General features: G+C 69.5%; 13 protein-coding genes. 10 read left to right on the top strand and 3 right to left on the bottom strand.

Features of this window, described 5'->3' with window-relative positions; translation table 11 throughout:
* Window positions 1-28 precede the first annotated feature (28 nt).
* The 6 genes from ACZ6C6_RS13280 to ACZ6C6_RS13255 all read left to right on the top strand — a co-directional run bounded on the left by ACZ6C6_RS13280 (window position 29) and on the right by ACZ6C6_RS13255 (window position 6,624).
* The gene (locus ACZ6C6_RS13280; RefSeq protein WP_469202136.1) at window positions 29-955 is read left to right on the top strand and encodes a carbohydrate ABC transporter permease; all 927 of its coding nucleotides are present in this window, start codon (window positions 29-31) and stop codon (window positions 953-955) included.
* Window positions 955-1,875, top strand: coding sequence for a carbohydrate ABC transporter permease (locus ACZ6C6_RS13275; protein WP_469202134.1), 921 nt, complete (start codon window positions 955-957; stop codon window positions 1,873-1,875). Before ACZ6C6_RS13280 ends, ACZ6C6_RS13275 begins: the two co-directional genes overlap by 1 nt.
* Window positions 1,876-1,937: 62 nt before the next feature.
* The gene (locus ACZ6C6_RS13270; protein ID WP_469202132.1) at window positions 1,938-3,239 is read left to right on the top strand and encodes an extracellular solute-binding protein; all 1,302 of its coding nucleotides are present in this window, start codon (window positions 1,938-1,940) and stop codon (window positions 3,237-3,239) included.
* A gap of 191 nt (window positions 3,240-3,430) precedes the next feature.
* The gene (locus tag ACZ6C6_RS13265) at window positions 3,431-4,738 is read left to right on the top strand and encodes a BNR-4 repeat-containing protein (RefSeq protein WP_469202130.1); all 1,308 of its coding nucleotides are present in this window, start codon (window positions 3,431-3,433) and stop codon (window positions 4,736-4,738) included.
* 138 nt (window positions 4,739-4,876) lie between these two features.
* Complete coding sequence (locus ACZ6C6_RS13260; protein WP_469202128.1) at window positions 4,877-5,725, top strand: BlaI/MecI/CopY family transcriptional regulator; 849 nt, start codon at window positions 4,877-4,879, stop codon at window positions 5,723-5,725.
* A gap of 392 nt (window positions 5,726-6,117) precedes the next feature.
* On the top strand, window positions 6,118-6,624 hold the full coding sequence (locus tag ACZ6C6_RS13255; protein ID WP_469202126.1) for a GNAT family N-acetyltransferase: 507 nt from the start codon (window positions 6,118-6,120) through the stop codon (window positions 6,622-6,624).
* 234 nt (window positions 6,625-6,858) lie between these two features.
* On the opposite strand, the gene ACZ6C6_RS13250 is transcribed toward ACZ6C6_RS13255, so the two are convergent.
* Window positions 6,859-7,572, bottom strand: coding sequence for a peptidylprolyl isomerase (locus ACZ6C6_RS13250; RefSeq protein WP_469202124.1), 714 nt, complete (start codon window positions 7,570-7,572; stop codon window positions 6,859-6,861).
* A gap of 332 nt (window positions 7,573-7,904) precedes the next feature.
* On the bottom strand, window positions 7,905-8,993 hold the full coding sequence (locus tag ACZ6C6_RS13245) for an alpha/beta hydrolase (protein WP_469202122.1): 1,089 nt from the start codon (window positions 8,991-8,993) through the stop codon (window positions 7,905-7,907).
* Window positions 8,994-9,058: 65 nt separating this feature from the next.
* Between ACZ6C6_RS13245 and ACZ6C6_RS13240 the strand changes: the two genes are divergently transcribed.
* The gene (locus tag ACZ6C6_RS13240; protein WP_469202120.1) at window positions 9,059-9,631 is read left to right on the top strand and encodes a MarR family winged helix-turn-helix transcriptional regulator; all 573 of its coding nucleotides are present in this window, start codon (window positions 9,059-9,061) and stop codon (window positions 9,629-9,631) included.
* Between the two features lie 182 nt (window positions 9,632-9,813).
* Here the strand turns inward: ACZ6C6_RS13240 and ACZ6C6_RS13235 are convergent, their stop codons facing one another.
* On the bottom strand, window positions 9,814-10,722 hold the full coding sequence (locus tag ACZ6C6_RS13235; protein ID WP_469202117.1) for an SDR family NAD(P)-dependent oxidoreductase: 909 nt from the start codon (window positions 10,720-10,722) through the stop codon (window positions 9,814-9,816).
* Between the two features lie 200 nt (window positions 10,723-10,922).
* On the opposite strand from ACZ6C6_RS13235, the gene ACZ6C6_RS13230 reads away from it, so the two are divergent.
* From ACZ6C6_RS13230 to ACZ6C6_RS13220, 3 genes are all read left to right on the top strand, one after another.
* Window positions 10,923-12,104, top strand: a complete 1,182-nt coding sequence (locus ACZ6C6_RS13230) for a sensor histidine kinase (protein WP_469202115.1) — start codon at window positions 10,923-10,925, stop codon at window positions 12,102-12,104.
* A complete protein-coding gene (locus ACZ6C6_RS13225; protein ID WP_469202113.1) occupies window positions 12,101-12,811 on the top strand; it encodes a response regulator transcription factor in 711 nt (236 codons plus the stop codon). Before ACZ6C6_RS13230 ends, ACZ6C6_RS13225 begins: the two co-directional genes overlap by 4 nt.
* A gap of 236 nt (window positions 12,812-13,047) precedes the next feature.
* Window positions 13,048-13,215 (top strand): hydrophobic protein, encoded by a 168-nt coding sequence (locus tag ACZ6C6_RS13220; protein ID WP_469202110.1) that lies wholly within the window; start codon window positions 13,048-13,050, stop codon window positions 13,213-13,215.
* The last annotated feature ends 130 nt before the right edge of the window (window positions 13,216-13,345 follow it).

The raw sequence follows: 13,345 nt of genomic DNA, 5'->3' as shown, positions 1-13,345 counted from the left end.
TCCCACCACCACTTGAGAGGACAGACCCATGAGTACGGCCGCACCTCCCCAGAAGGCGCCCCCGCCCCGCCAGCGGACCGGGGGACGGCTCTCCAACGGTGCGTTCGCCCTGCTGCTGACGGCCCCCGGCCTCGCCCTGTTCGCGGCGATCATCTTCTACCCGCTGCTGTCGGCGCTGTTCACCGGCTTCTTCAAGCAGGACCTGCGGCTTCCGGGCCGGGAGTTCGTCGGCCTGGACAACTTCACCTACTGGCTGGACGGCGACTTCCTCACCATCCTCAAGCAGACGCTGGTCTTCACCGTCGGCGCGACGCTCGTCCCCTTCGCGATCGGTCTCGCACTCGCGCTCGCGTTGAACACCGGACTCAAGGGCAGCGGCTTCCTGCGCGGCCTGTTCCTCTTTCCCTGGGTGATCCCGGGCGTGGTGGTCTCCTTCCTCTGGATGTGGATCTTCAACGCGAACTACGGCGTGCTCAACGGCGTCCTCATGGACGCCGGGATCATCGACGAGTCCGTGGCCTGGCTCGGCCGGCCCGGCACCGCGATGCTCGCCGTGATCGTCACCAAGACCTGGGCCAGCTTCCCCTGGATGATGGTGATGCTCCTGGCCGGACTGCAGACCGTCCCCAAGGAACTGCACGAAGCGGCCTCGATGGACGGCGCGGGCTCGATCCGGCGCTTCTTCGCCGTCACCTGGCCGCAGCTCCGCGGTGTCGCCTCGATCGTGCTCCTGCTGGAGTTCATCTGGAACTTCCAGCACTTCGACACCATCTACGTCCTCACCGGCGGCGGCCCCGCGGGCACCACCGAGACCTTCGCGACCGCCGTCTACCAGACCGCCTTCAAGGGCTTCGACATCGGCCGGGCCACCGCGCTGGGCGGGCTGTGGATGCTGCTCCTGCTCCTCCTCGTCGTCGTCTACCTCAGGATCACCGAGCGGAAGGGCGACGCCTGATGACCTCCACCACCTCCACCCCGCTGTCCGCCGTCGACCGGCCGCAGCCGTCCGCCACGCGGACCGGGCACAGCGCCCGGCGTCGTATGCGCAAGGACCTGCTGCGCTCGCGGATCGCCGCCTGGAGCGCGGTCGTCGTCATCGGTGCCTTCGGCCTGCTGCCGGTCTACTGGCTGCTCGCCACCGCGCTGAGCACCCCCGAGTCGACCTTTCAGTTCCCGCCGAAGCTGATACCCACCGATCTCACCCTGAGCAACTTCACGGCCCTGGCCGAGAACGACCAGCTGATCAAGTACATGATCAACTCGCTCCTGGTGGCCTCTATCACCGCCGTGCTGAGCGTGATCGTCGCCACGTACATGGGCTACTCGTTCTCCAAGTTCCGCTACCGGGGGCGCCGGTCGCTGATGCACCTGGTGCTGGCCTCCCAGATGTTCCCCCAGGCGCTTCTGCTGGTGACGCTGTACACCGTCTTCTCCAGCTTCGGCATGCTCAACACGTACACCGCCCTGGTGCTCTCCTTCACCACGTTCACCATGCCGCTGTGCGTCTGGATGCTGAAGGGCATCTTCGACACCATCCCGGACGCCCTGCTGGAGGCCGCGTCCATCGACGGCGCGTCCCGGTGGCGGACGCTGCACTCCATCGTGGCGCCGCTGGCCGCGCCGGGGATGATCGCCGCCGGGCTCTTCGCCTTCGTACGCGGCTGGAACGACTTCATCTTCGCGCTGACCCTGGCCGACAAGGAGAAGCAGACCCTGCCCCCCGGGCTCGTCTCCACCTACATCGGCGAATTCCAGACCGCCTGGCCGCAACTGATGGCTGCCTCGCTCGTGGTGTCGGTCCCCGTGATCGTCGCCTTCATGTTCCTGCAGCGCTACCTCGTCGGCGGCATGACCGCCGGCTCGGTCAAGAGCTGAACCAGCAGGTCCGGCCCCCGCCCCCACGTACCTCCCCTCCCGCACACTTCCATGGAGAGATCATGACCACCTCTGGCATCAGCCGGCGCGGCGCGCTGCGCATGTTCGGTATCGGCGCGCTCGGTGCAGCGGGCGCCGGTGTGCTCGGCGCCTGCGCGCCGTCCGGCGCCGGCTCCGCGTCCAACGGCGGCGACCCGAAGTCGAAGAACTTCGACTTCACCTCCTGGTCGCTCAACGAGGAGGCCGCCAAGCCGTCGATCGAGAAGATCATCGCGGCATGGGAGAAGGCCCAGAAGTCGAAGATCCGCGCGGTCTCGTACCCGTACAACGAGTACCTGAGCCAGCTCACCCTCAAGCTGGGCGGCGGGGAGACGACGGGTGCGGTGCACCTCGACATCGCCTGGCTCGCCGCGATGGCGCAGATGGGCAAACTGGTCGACCTCGGATCGGTGGCCGGCAAGGGCGGCTACACGGACGTGGCGCTGAAGAGCGGCGTGTACGACGGCAAGCAGTACGGGCTGCCGTGGAACACCGGGTCGATCGGCGTGATCGCCAACTCACAGCTCCTCGAGAAGGCCGGGATCAAGAAGCACCCCACCACCGTCGAGGAGTTCGAGGCGGCGCTGCGCGAGCTGAAGGGGCTCGGTGGGGGAGTGGTGCCGTACGCCGCCGCCACCAAGGTGGCGCAGCTCAAGGACATCTTCCCGTGGATGCAGACCTTCGGCTGCAAGCTGCTCGACGGCGGGAAGGTCACGATAGGCGACGACGCCTCGGTCGACGCGGTCACCTGGTACAAGAAGCTGCACGACGAGAAGCTGATCGCCGCGGACGTGGACCGCTTCGACGCCCGCGCCCTCTTCGGGCAGGGCAAGGCCGCGTTCTACGACGACGCGATCATCGGGAAGGGCGTGACCTCCGCCCAGTCGAAGGACAAGTCGCTGGCCGGCGCCATGCAGCCGATGGAGCGTCCGGTGCTCAAGGCCGGGGACACGCCGCAGGCGCTGCTGTGGGGCGGTGTGATCGCCATCGTGCAGGGCAAGGGGCAGGACGCGGCGACGGAGTTCGCGCTGCACACCACCACCGACCAGGCCACCACCTCCGAGTACTTCGCCGCGCGCGCACTGCCGCCGTCCACCACCGCGGGACTGGCCGCTCCCGAGGTCGCCAAGGACGCCTTCACCACGGAGTGGACCGAGAAGATCACAAAGACCGCGACCGGCAGCCCGTTCTGGCAGTTCGCCCAGAACTCCCAGATCGAGGAGGCCGTCGCCAAGCAGGTACAGGCCGTCCTCGTCGGCACGTCGAAGCCGAAGGACGCGATGAAGCGGGCCGGCGAGGAGGTCGCCGCGCTCATCAAGCGCTGATCCGAGAGCCGTGGGCCCCGGCCCGGCGAGCGCGGCACGCTCCGCCTGGCCTGTGGCCCGGGCCCGGCGAGCGCCGCACGCCTCGCCGGGCCCCGCCCCGTACCCCACCCCGCACGACGACGCTGTCGGCGGGCCCCCGGGCCGCCGCCTCCGCGTCACCTCCCACGCCCGCACCCGCGAAGGAGCTCATCTTGCGACGCCCCACGGTACGTATCCACATCATCGCCGCGGCCGCGGCCCTCGCCGCTCCCCTCCTGCCCACACCGGCCGCCGGCGCAGACACCCCGCAGACCGCCGCAGCCGCCGCGCCGGTGGTCGAAAAGGTCCCGTACGCGATGGACACGTCGAACCAGGCCGCCTGGTGGACGCCGGTCGCCACGTACAAGGGCCGCGGACAGTACACGTACTTCGCCTTCAACGAGCCGGGCCCGACGGCCGCGACGCACCGGCCCGCCATCGCACGGCGGGACCCGGACGGGGTCTGGAGCCGGCTGCCGCTGCTGAACAGGGACGGGCAGCAGGCCGAGTTCCCCGACGACAACGGCCACAACCAGCCGTCGGTGGCCCGCGACGGCAGCGGTCGCCTGCATGTCTTCACCTCCATGCACGCCAACCCCTGGCGCTACTTCCGCACCGAGGCCCCCGGCGGGAACGTCACCGACCACGCATCCGAACTGCCCGACCAGGGCGTGGGCATCACCTACCCCGTCGTCACCACCGCCCCCAACGGCGACCTGTATCTGGCCGCCCGTGTCGGTACCGGCTCCGACCAGCGCCCCGGCAAGCTGTACCGCTGGGACAACGCCAACTCCCGCTGGAGCGTCGTGGCGACCTTCGCGAGTGCGCTGTACCGCTCCGTGTACCCCGACGACCTCGCGGTGGACGCGTCAGGCCGCGTGCACCTCCTCTACGAGTGGGCGAAGGCGCCGGCGACCGCGTACCGCCACCAGCTCTCGTACCTGTCCTACGACCCGTCCACTGGTGCCTTCGCGGACAGTACGAACATGACCGTCACCACCCCGGTCACACCCGCCACCTCCGACGTCGTCCAGGACCTCACCGCGGGCGAGGAATGGAGCATCGACAACGCGTACACCGGCCCCGCGGTGCAGAGCGCCAAGCTCACCCTCGACGGCTCCACCCCGAAGGTCGCCTATCGCTACCGTTCGGCGGACAGCGGCGGGCAGTTCCGCGTGTACTACGCCTATCCGAGCGGCAGCGGATGGATCGGCAAGACCGTGTACGCCGGAGGACAGACCGCGGCCGCCCTCGGCATCACCTGGGACGAGACGGACACCAAGCGGGTCTACTACGTGACCACCTCGGGTACCGACCGGGTCTTCGCGGCGACTCAGTCGGCGGACGGGACTTGGACCACGCAGTCGGCCGCGCCGGGGGTGAACGCCGACCGGCTCGCAGTGCGACGGGATTCGGACGGCCGCGATGTGCTCTACCTGCCGGACACCGCTCACAACGCCTTGTATTACGCGACGCGCTGAGACGTCTTGCCGCTTGTTGCCGGGCCGACCGTCACCGCGATACCCATCGTGCGGGTGGAGTTTGTGCGGGAGGGCGACGGCCGTCGCGTTGCTGTGCGTAGCATCCGGGAGTAACAACCAGGTAGAAGGAGTGCAGTCGTGGTTGACGTGCCCGTGAAGACCCCGATCCAGACCAAGTACGCGGAGCAGTACGCCGAAGATCTGGCGGCCAACCGCCGCGAGCAGGAGAACGTCACCGCGCAGATCACCGGCCTCCGGGCGCGCTTGGAGCAACTGAGGGCGGAGGAGGGGTGGTTGACCACGGCGCAGGGCAGCCTGCCAGTGGCCCCGGAGCAGGCTGTCTCCGACACCGGGACGGCAGCCGATGTGCCCCCTGGTGTTCCTCAGCAGCGGCAGGAGCAGGCGGCGGCGGAGGAACCTGAGCAGCCCGCCGAGAAGAAGACATCCACGAGGAAGCCTGCGGCGAGGAAGACCGTCGCGAGGAAGACCTCGGCCAAGAAGACGGCGAGGACCGCCACGGCGAAGAAGGCTGTGACGGAGAAGGCGCCGGTCAGGAAGTCAGCGGCGAAGAAGGGCGCCGCGGAGTCGGCGACGAGCGCGGCCTCCTCGACGAAGCAGCCGGTGACCGGGGCGTCGGCACGACAGGCCCCGGCTGCGCAAGCGCCCCTGGACAAGGGTGCTCAGGGGGAGCCGGGGCTGCCGCTGTGGCAGCTGGCTCTGGAGATCCTCCGCAAGACGCCCGGGCAGCCGTGCGTGGTCCGCGAGATCCACGACCAGCTCGCGCAGGACTACCCGGGCCGGAAGACGTCCGTCCAGACGGTCCGCAACAATCTTGAGATCCTCGTGAAGAAGAGCCTGGCCGAGAAGTCGCGCCAGCAGGGCAGCACCATGTACACCGCCGCCGCACCGGCCAACTCGGATGCCGCGGACGCGATCACGGACGGCGCGCCGGCGCCGGCCGGCGCTGAGGTGCCGGCCCAGGTCTGACTGTCGCCGCCGGCCCGCCGCGCCGCCACGCGGCGGCCAGGCGGGCGGCAAGGGAGCGCCTTCAGGTGAGCAAGTGAAGGGTCGCCGCGGCCTGTTGGCGACCAGCGGCCGACGCGAGCACGGAGGCGCGATGTCGCCTTCGCTGACGGGCGGGCCCTCGGGATGGCTGGGGCAGAAGGCCTGGGGACTCTTCCGCTGCCGGCCGTGTGACGGCACCTGGCTGGTGGGTCCCCGGTCGGACCTGAACCATCCGCAGCACCGGCCGTGGCGGAACCTCCGCACAACGTCCGTGCCACCGCGGTACGCGGAGTTGTGGAGCGCACCCTGACGCCGAACCCACTGCGCGCCGGCCCGGTTATAGGCGCGCTGACTGATGGTGGAGGATCTACCGTATGGGCGATGTTGGATTCTCTTTGCGGACGGCCACGGGTGATGACGCGGAGTTCCTCGTGGACATGCTGGTAGCAGCGGTGAACTGGGACCCCGCGCGGGAGGTGGTCGACCGTGGCCAGATCCTGGAAGACCGCAGGATCGCCCACTATGTCGAGGGGTGGCCCAGGGCGCATGACCGAGGTCTTGTCGCAGTCGACCGCGGCGGGCAACCGATCGGGGCGGTGTGGTTGCGCCTGTTTCCCAGTGACGATCCCGGCTATGGCTTCGTGGCTGCTGACGTCCCGGAGCTGTCGCTCGGAGTCGTCCCGTTCTGGCGCGGCAAGGGTGTCGGGCGTGCGTTGCTGGCGGAGATGGCCCGGCGTGCGGCGGGATGCGGTGTCCGTCGGATCTGTTTGAGCGTCGAGCGGGCCAATCGCGCACGGCGCCTGTATGCCGATGAAGGCTTCACGACCGTGGAATCCGGGCCTGATTCCGACACGATGGTCAAGGTTCTGTCCCCGCGGTGACGCCGACGCGGGTAGCGGTGCACGGCCTGGGTCCACGCGGAGTGGCCGCTGATCAGCAGCTTGTCCGTGGCGGGGAAACCCCAGGTCAGTCCGTCCGCATGGGAATCGGCAGCGGCGAAGGGGGCCATGAGGGGCGTCGCTCGCAATGGCTGTGGATCACCGCATCGGAACGGCCGCTCCGTGTCACCGTGGGGCCCGGCCCGTTGCCGGCCCCAGGGTGACACGGAGCACGGTTCACCAGGGTCGGCCAGAAGGCCGGACGTTGCGCAGTTCGGTCCTCAGTACGGGCGTGCCATCGACAGGTGCCGGGTCCTCCGCGGTCGGCTCGATTCCGCCGGCAGCGATCTTGTCGAGCGTCTTCAGGCCGGCGGCGCCGACCGTGCCGAACACCGTGTAGTCCGGGCGCAGCACGGAGTCACCGTAGACGACGAAGAACTGCGAGCCATTCGTGTTCGGCCCGGCATTGGCCATCGCCAGCAAGCCGCGCCCGTAAAGGCGCCGGGCACCGGTCGGATCACTCGGTGCCGGCGGCAGGTCAACTGGCAGCTCGTCCTTGTACGCGTACCCCGGTCCACCCTCGCCGGTGCCGGTGGGGTCGCCGCACTGAAGGACCTTCAGCGTCGGATACGCCGTCAGCCGATGACACACCGTACGGTCGTAGAACCGGTGCCGTGCCAGGTGTACGAAGCTCTGGACCGTGCAGGGCGCTTTCGTCCGGTCCAGACGCAGGGGGAGCGGCCCCTGGCTGGTCGGGACAGCCATATCGACCGTGCCGTGACTGGGGGTGTGCCGCGGGTCGGGCGGCAGGGGAACGGGTCGCGCCGCCGGCTCGTCCGGTGTCTGGGAGTACTGGCAAGGACCGTGCGTGCTTCGCGGCGGGTCATCGGAAGCGGAGGCGGTGACGCCACCCCCGGACACGACCAACGTCAATGCGGCCAACGTGGTCATGAGACCTCGGTTCATCCTGCACACCCTCCAAAAGATCGTCAGATTTCGGAGCGGTCGCAGTCTAAGGTGCGTTCCGTCCGGCGAGAACCCGCCCGCAAGCCATATCCGCCCCCTTCGCGATCAGGGCAGAGCCGGGAACAACTGGACCTCATCACCGACCTCGTCAGGGATGGCGTCGCGGTCAGGCGACGAGCTCCGGCCGACGACCGGTCTCCCGTCATGGACGATGGCGGCCCGATACGGGTAGGGGGACGTTCTGGATTCCCGTGGACGACCAGCCGGTTCCGGGCGTGTCGAGCGCCTATGACAAAGCCGAGAACGGAATCCGGAGACTACGCGCGGAGCCGGCCCTGCTCGAAGAGAGGTGAACACGGCGCGTCCGGCTCCACCGCACCGGGCCTGTCGGATATGCGGTGTGCGAGCCAGGCGAGCGCGGGTGGCATCCGGTACTCCACGGCATGGTGGCCTCCCTCGAAGAGCTCGAAGCGCACGACGCCGTCGTCGACTCCGGCCTCGGCGAGCGCGTCACGGAACGCCAGTGCCCCGAGGTCCAGGAACCACTCGTCGCGGGTGCCCGCGTCGATCCAGATGCCCCGTTGGGAACGGAGGGCGTCGGCGTGGGCGGTGGCCATCCGGACGGGGTCCCAGTCCAGCCACCGCTGCCATTCGGCTTCGCGCAGGGCCCCGGTGCGGGGATCGAACGGAAGGGCCGGTGTTCCGTCGGGGCCGGGGGAGAAGCAGGCCGAGACACCGAGGATCTCCAGGAGGTTCAAGTCCTCTTCCTTGGTGAAGGCGACCCGCGAGCGGAAGTCGTCCCACCAGCGGAAGATGTCGCCCCCGTAGGGCCGCAGCTGGCGGGCGGCGGTCAGGAAGTGCGGCTGGTACTGGGCCTCGGACAGCGAGTCGCCCGAGTGGGTGGCGAAGGCGCCGAACAGATCCGGGCGGAGCATGGAGGTGACCACCGCACCGAATCCGCCGCTGGACTTGCCGGCGATGGCTCGGTGCTCGGGCACCGGGAGGGTCCGGTAGTGGGCGTCGACGTAGGGCACGATCTCCTCGCACAGGTAGGAGTGGTAGCGCCCCGTGCCGGGCGAGTCGATGAACTGGCTGCCGCCGTAGGAGGTCCACGCGTCCACGAAGACGAGCATCATTCCGGGCGCTTCCCCGCGGGCGAAGATCTCGTCGGCGAGTTCGGGGACCGGCTTGCGGAAGGCGGTGCGATTGCGCCAGACCGGGAGCGTTCCCGCGTATCCCAGGAGCAGATAGGTGACGGGGTAGCGGCGGTCGGGCGCGTCGTCGTAGCCGGGCGGAGTGTAGACCCACAGCGGCCGTCGTGTCGGATCGCCGAGGGGGTTGCCGCGGAGGAGCGCGCTGTCGATGACGTGCTCATCGATGCGGCCCGCGAGGGTGAAGGAAGACATGACCGAGAAGGTACTACGATTTCAAAATATCTCAATCAATAATTTCTGCGCGGTAGGATGACGGCGTGACATCACGGCACCCGGACACGGGAACAGCGCAGCGACACGACTCCGTCGACCGGCACGTCGCCCGCTGGGCGCAGGAGGTGCCCGGGCTGGTGCCGGAGTTGGAGGGGGCCGTCACCCGCATGCAGATGCTCGTGCGGTATCTGCAGCAGCAGAAGGAGGCCGCCCTGACACGCCATGGCCTGAAGCTGTGGGAGTACGAGATCCTGTGGCGTCTGCGCGCGGCGGGAGACCCCTACCGCATGACACCTACACATCTCGCTCAGGGCCTCGGCGTCCACCCCGCGACCCTCACCAATCGCCTCGACCGCATGCAGTCTGCCGGCCTGATCGCTCGCGAGCACGCGGCCGAGGACCGCCGCAGTCTTCTCGTGGGCCTGACCCCACAGGGCGCCGCGACGTGGGCGGCGGTGATCGACGACCAGCAGAAGGCCGAAGCCGCGCTGCTCGCGCCCCTGGCCGCAGAGGAACTTCAACACTTGGCAGCTCTCCTGCGGGTCGTGTCCCTGGCGGTCGAGGAGGACGGCCCGCCCCTCATGCCGCATGTCGGCCGGCCGATCGTCTCGGACTGAGCTGAGCCGCGGGCCCTGCCCATGCCATTGTCGGCCGGCAGTTTGTCCGGCCGCGTCGCGATGTCCTCCCTGACAGCCTGCGGGGGCGGGAGCGGACACGCCCCGTACTCGCGTCCGGCGAGAGGTGCGTGTCCGGCCCCCGGCCCACAGCCGCCGACGAACCAGTGTTCCGCCGTCCGGCCTCAGCCGTGGCTCGGCTGGACCATTTTCCGGCCGGCGGTGCTTCCGCCGTCCACCGCGACGGAGGCGCCCGTCATGTAGGGAAAGTCGTCGGACGCGAGGCCGAGCACCGCGCTTGCGATCTCATCGGCCTCGGCCATCCGCTCCAAGCCGTCGATGTTGAGCGGGCCGAACGCCTTCTTGTACGCCGCCCAGGCATCGTCCGGAATTCCAGGCGGGCGAACGAAGGGGGTGTCGGTGGTGCCCGGCAGCAGAGCGTTGACCCTGATGCCTTGGGTCCCGTAAGCGAGCGCCGCGGCTTTGACGATGCCCTGCACCGCCCGCTTGCTCGCGGTGTACGCGGCACCGTTCGGCCGGGCCTGATCTGCTGCGGATGAGGAGGTGCATACGATGACTCCGTGGCCGGCCTCCAGCATGTACGGGACCTCGTACTTGATGGCAAGGAAGACGCCCCGGGCGTTGGTGGCCTGGACGTCGTCCCACTCCTCGACGGTCAGCTCGTGCGGCAGTCTGCCGTTGCCGATACCCGCGTTGTTGAAGGCCACATCGATGCCGCCGTACCGGCCGGCGACCTGGTCCACGAAACGCCGGACCTGATCAGCCACCCGCACATCCGCCTGAATGTACGTGGCCTCGCCGCCCGCGCTCCGGATCTCCCGTTCCACCCGGCGCCCCGACTCGGCCCGCCTGCCGCAGAACCCGACATGTGCCCCGGCCGCCGCGAAGGCGTGGGCGGTCGCCCTGCCGATACCCGAGGTGCCGCCCGTGATGAGCACCGATTTCCCGAGGAAGCGCCCGCTCTTCGCGTGCGCACCCGTCTGCGCGGCGCTCGCCGAGTGGGTTCCCGCACCCAGGGCCGCGCCCGCCAGACCGAGGGCGACGGCGCCGCTGAGCAGGGACCGACGCTCCACGGAACCGTTCTTCATATTGCCCGACGCATTGGTGTGTGTATCCATGCCGACCACGCTCGCAGTCCGGCCACGTCTCCGGTTCCACCCGCGGGCCGGTCCTTGCGGCCAGGAGGAGGAGGCGCCCTCCTCCCGTGGCAGGACACGGACCACACCGGCCTCCTCTTATCGTGGAGCCTGTGAGTCGATCAGGGATTGAGCTCGTGTTCGATCAGAGGTTCGCCGCCGCGAGGGCCGGGGTGCTCGCCGGATTGCTCGTCGGCGATCTCCTGCTGATGCACCGGCCCTCAGGGCCAGAGGACTTGGGTTTCGCTGCCGCCGGGCTCGCCCTGTGTGCGGTCGCGATCCGGCAGGCCCTGAGCGCGTTGCTCACGCTGTCCGGCCTGCTGGTCGCCGCACACGCGCTCGGCTCGGACATCGTCCCCGCCCTGAAGGTGCTGGCAGCCGTCATCCTCTTCGAACTGGCCACGCGGGAGCATGGACGCCGACCGGTGACCGGCGCCCTCGCGCTGGCGCTCGCCGTCGCCGCCAACCGCCTCGCCGATCTTCCCGGTGAACTTCCCTCGGTGCTCTACAAGATGGGCATCGTGGCGGGCCTGCCGCTGCTCATGGGCTCGTATGTACGGGTCACCCGCGACGCGGCACGCACGGCCCGCGCCCACGCGGAGCAGGAGGAGGCCCGTGCCGTACAACGGCTCACGGCTGCCCGTGCCGCGGAACGCACTGCCATCGCAAGGGAGTTGCATGACCTGGTGGCCCATCACGTGTCGTCGATGGTGCTGCGCGTCGGCATTGCCCGGCACGTCATCCCGGACACAGCCGATGCGCGCGTCACCGAGGTCTTCGACGACCTGCACTCCAGTGGCAGCGAGGCACTGGCGGATCTGCGCCGCCTGGTCGCCTTCCTGCGCGACCCGGACACCGTCGCGGCAGCCGGGTCGGCCACGGCCTTGATCACGCCGGGCTCACTTCCGGCCGCGCTGGACGCGGTGCTGGAAAGCAACCGGCGCGGCGATCTGGGTGTCACCGCGGTCATCGATCCCGCCCTTGCGCACCTCGACGCGGTGCGCAGCCTTGCCGTGCTCCGTCTGGCCCAGGAAGGCCTGGCCAACACGGCCAAGCACGCCGGCTCCGGGACAAGGGCCGGCCTGACCATAAGGGTGACCGACGACGGCGCGGTGCACCTGACGCTCCAGGACGACGGTGCGGCTCGTCCAGCACGCCCGGCCCCGGGCCCATCGGGGCATGGCCTGATCGGATTGCGAGAGCGCGTGGACCTGTGCGGCGGCCGCTTCGAGGCGGGCCCGACACCCTGCGGCTGGCGTATGACGGCCGTGCTTCCGGCCCCTCTCGCCGGGAAACGAATTCCGGAGGGGGCAAGGTGATCCGCATCCTCGTGGCCGACGATCAGCACCTCGTCCGGATGGGCCTGCGCATGCTCTTCGAGCAGGTCCCGGACATCGAGGTCCTCGGCGAGGCGGAGAACGGCGCGGAGGCGGTGCGGCTGGCCGAGCGACTCCTCCCGGACGTCGTCCTCATGGACCTGCGGATGCCCGTGATGGACGGCGTCACCGCCACCCGCCGCATCATGGCCGCATGCCCCGCTGTCCGCGTCGTCGCGCTCACCACCTTCGACGACGACGAGCACCTCTACCCGGCGCTCACGGCCGGAGCTCGCGGCTTCCTCGTCAAGGACACCCCGCCGGGCGAGTTGGTCGACGCCGTACGCCGGGCTGCGGACGGCGAGGCCCCGTTCAGCCGTGACGCGCTCGACCGGTTGGTCAGCCACGCCGTCGACGCCCGTACCGGGGCGTCTCCCGGCATCCGCGCCGAGGAACCGCTCACGCCTGCCATCACCCCGCGTGAGCGGGAGGTGCTCGGCATGATCGGCAACGGCCTGTCCAACAAGGAGATCGCCGACCGTCTGCACGTGGGAGTCACCACCGTCAAGACACATGTGGCGAACCTGATGGCGAAGACGGGCCGGGACAACCGTGTTCGCCTCGCCGTCCACGCCGTCGCCACGGGCATGGCCGAGGACCGGCCGCCGTCGGCAACGCTCCGTGGTCTGTCGTCGAAAGATCTTGCGTAGTGGTTCATGGTCGGGTGATGCGTCGCCATGAACTGTCGGACGCCGAGCGGGAGTTGGTTCATCTTTTGCTGCACACCCGCTCCGCCGAAGGGCCGGGGAGGCACCTTCGAGCGGGGGCCCGGTGTTGTCCGATCCGAGAAGTCCGCCCGCATGGCCTTTCCCCGTGAGATTTCTGTAAGGCGCGGGGGAGTGAGGTCAGGCTTTGGGGGCACTGGGTGTCTCGGAGGTTGATAATCATGGTTCCCATTCTTCTCGTTCTTCTGCTCGCCCTCATTCTCTTCGGTGCGGGTTTCGCACTGAAGGCACTGTGGTGGATTGCCGTCATCGTGCTGGTGGTCTGGCTGCTTGGGTTCGTGATCCGGCCGGCGGCAAATGGCAAGCGAGGCCGCTGGTACCGCTGGTGACAACCACTGGTTGAGTAGACCGCTCATGACGTGGGGGGGGGGGGGGGGGGGGGGGGGGGGGGGGGGCCCCCCCCCCGCCCCCCCGGGCCCCCCCCCCCCCCCCCCGGGGGGGGGGGGGGGGGGGGGAACC

It is taken from the genome of Streptomyces sp. NPDC041814, assembly GCF_055590565.1.
The sequence above is the reverse complement of the archived record's forward strand: the minus strand, read 5'-3'. Positions and strand labels throughout refer to the sequence as shown.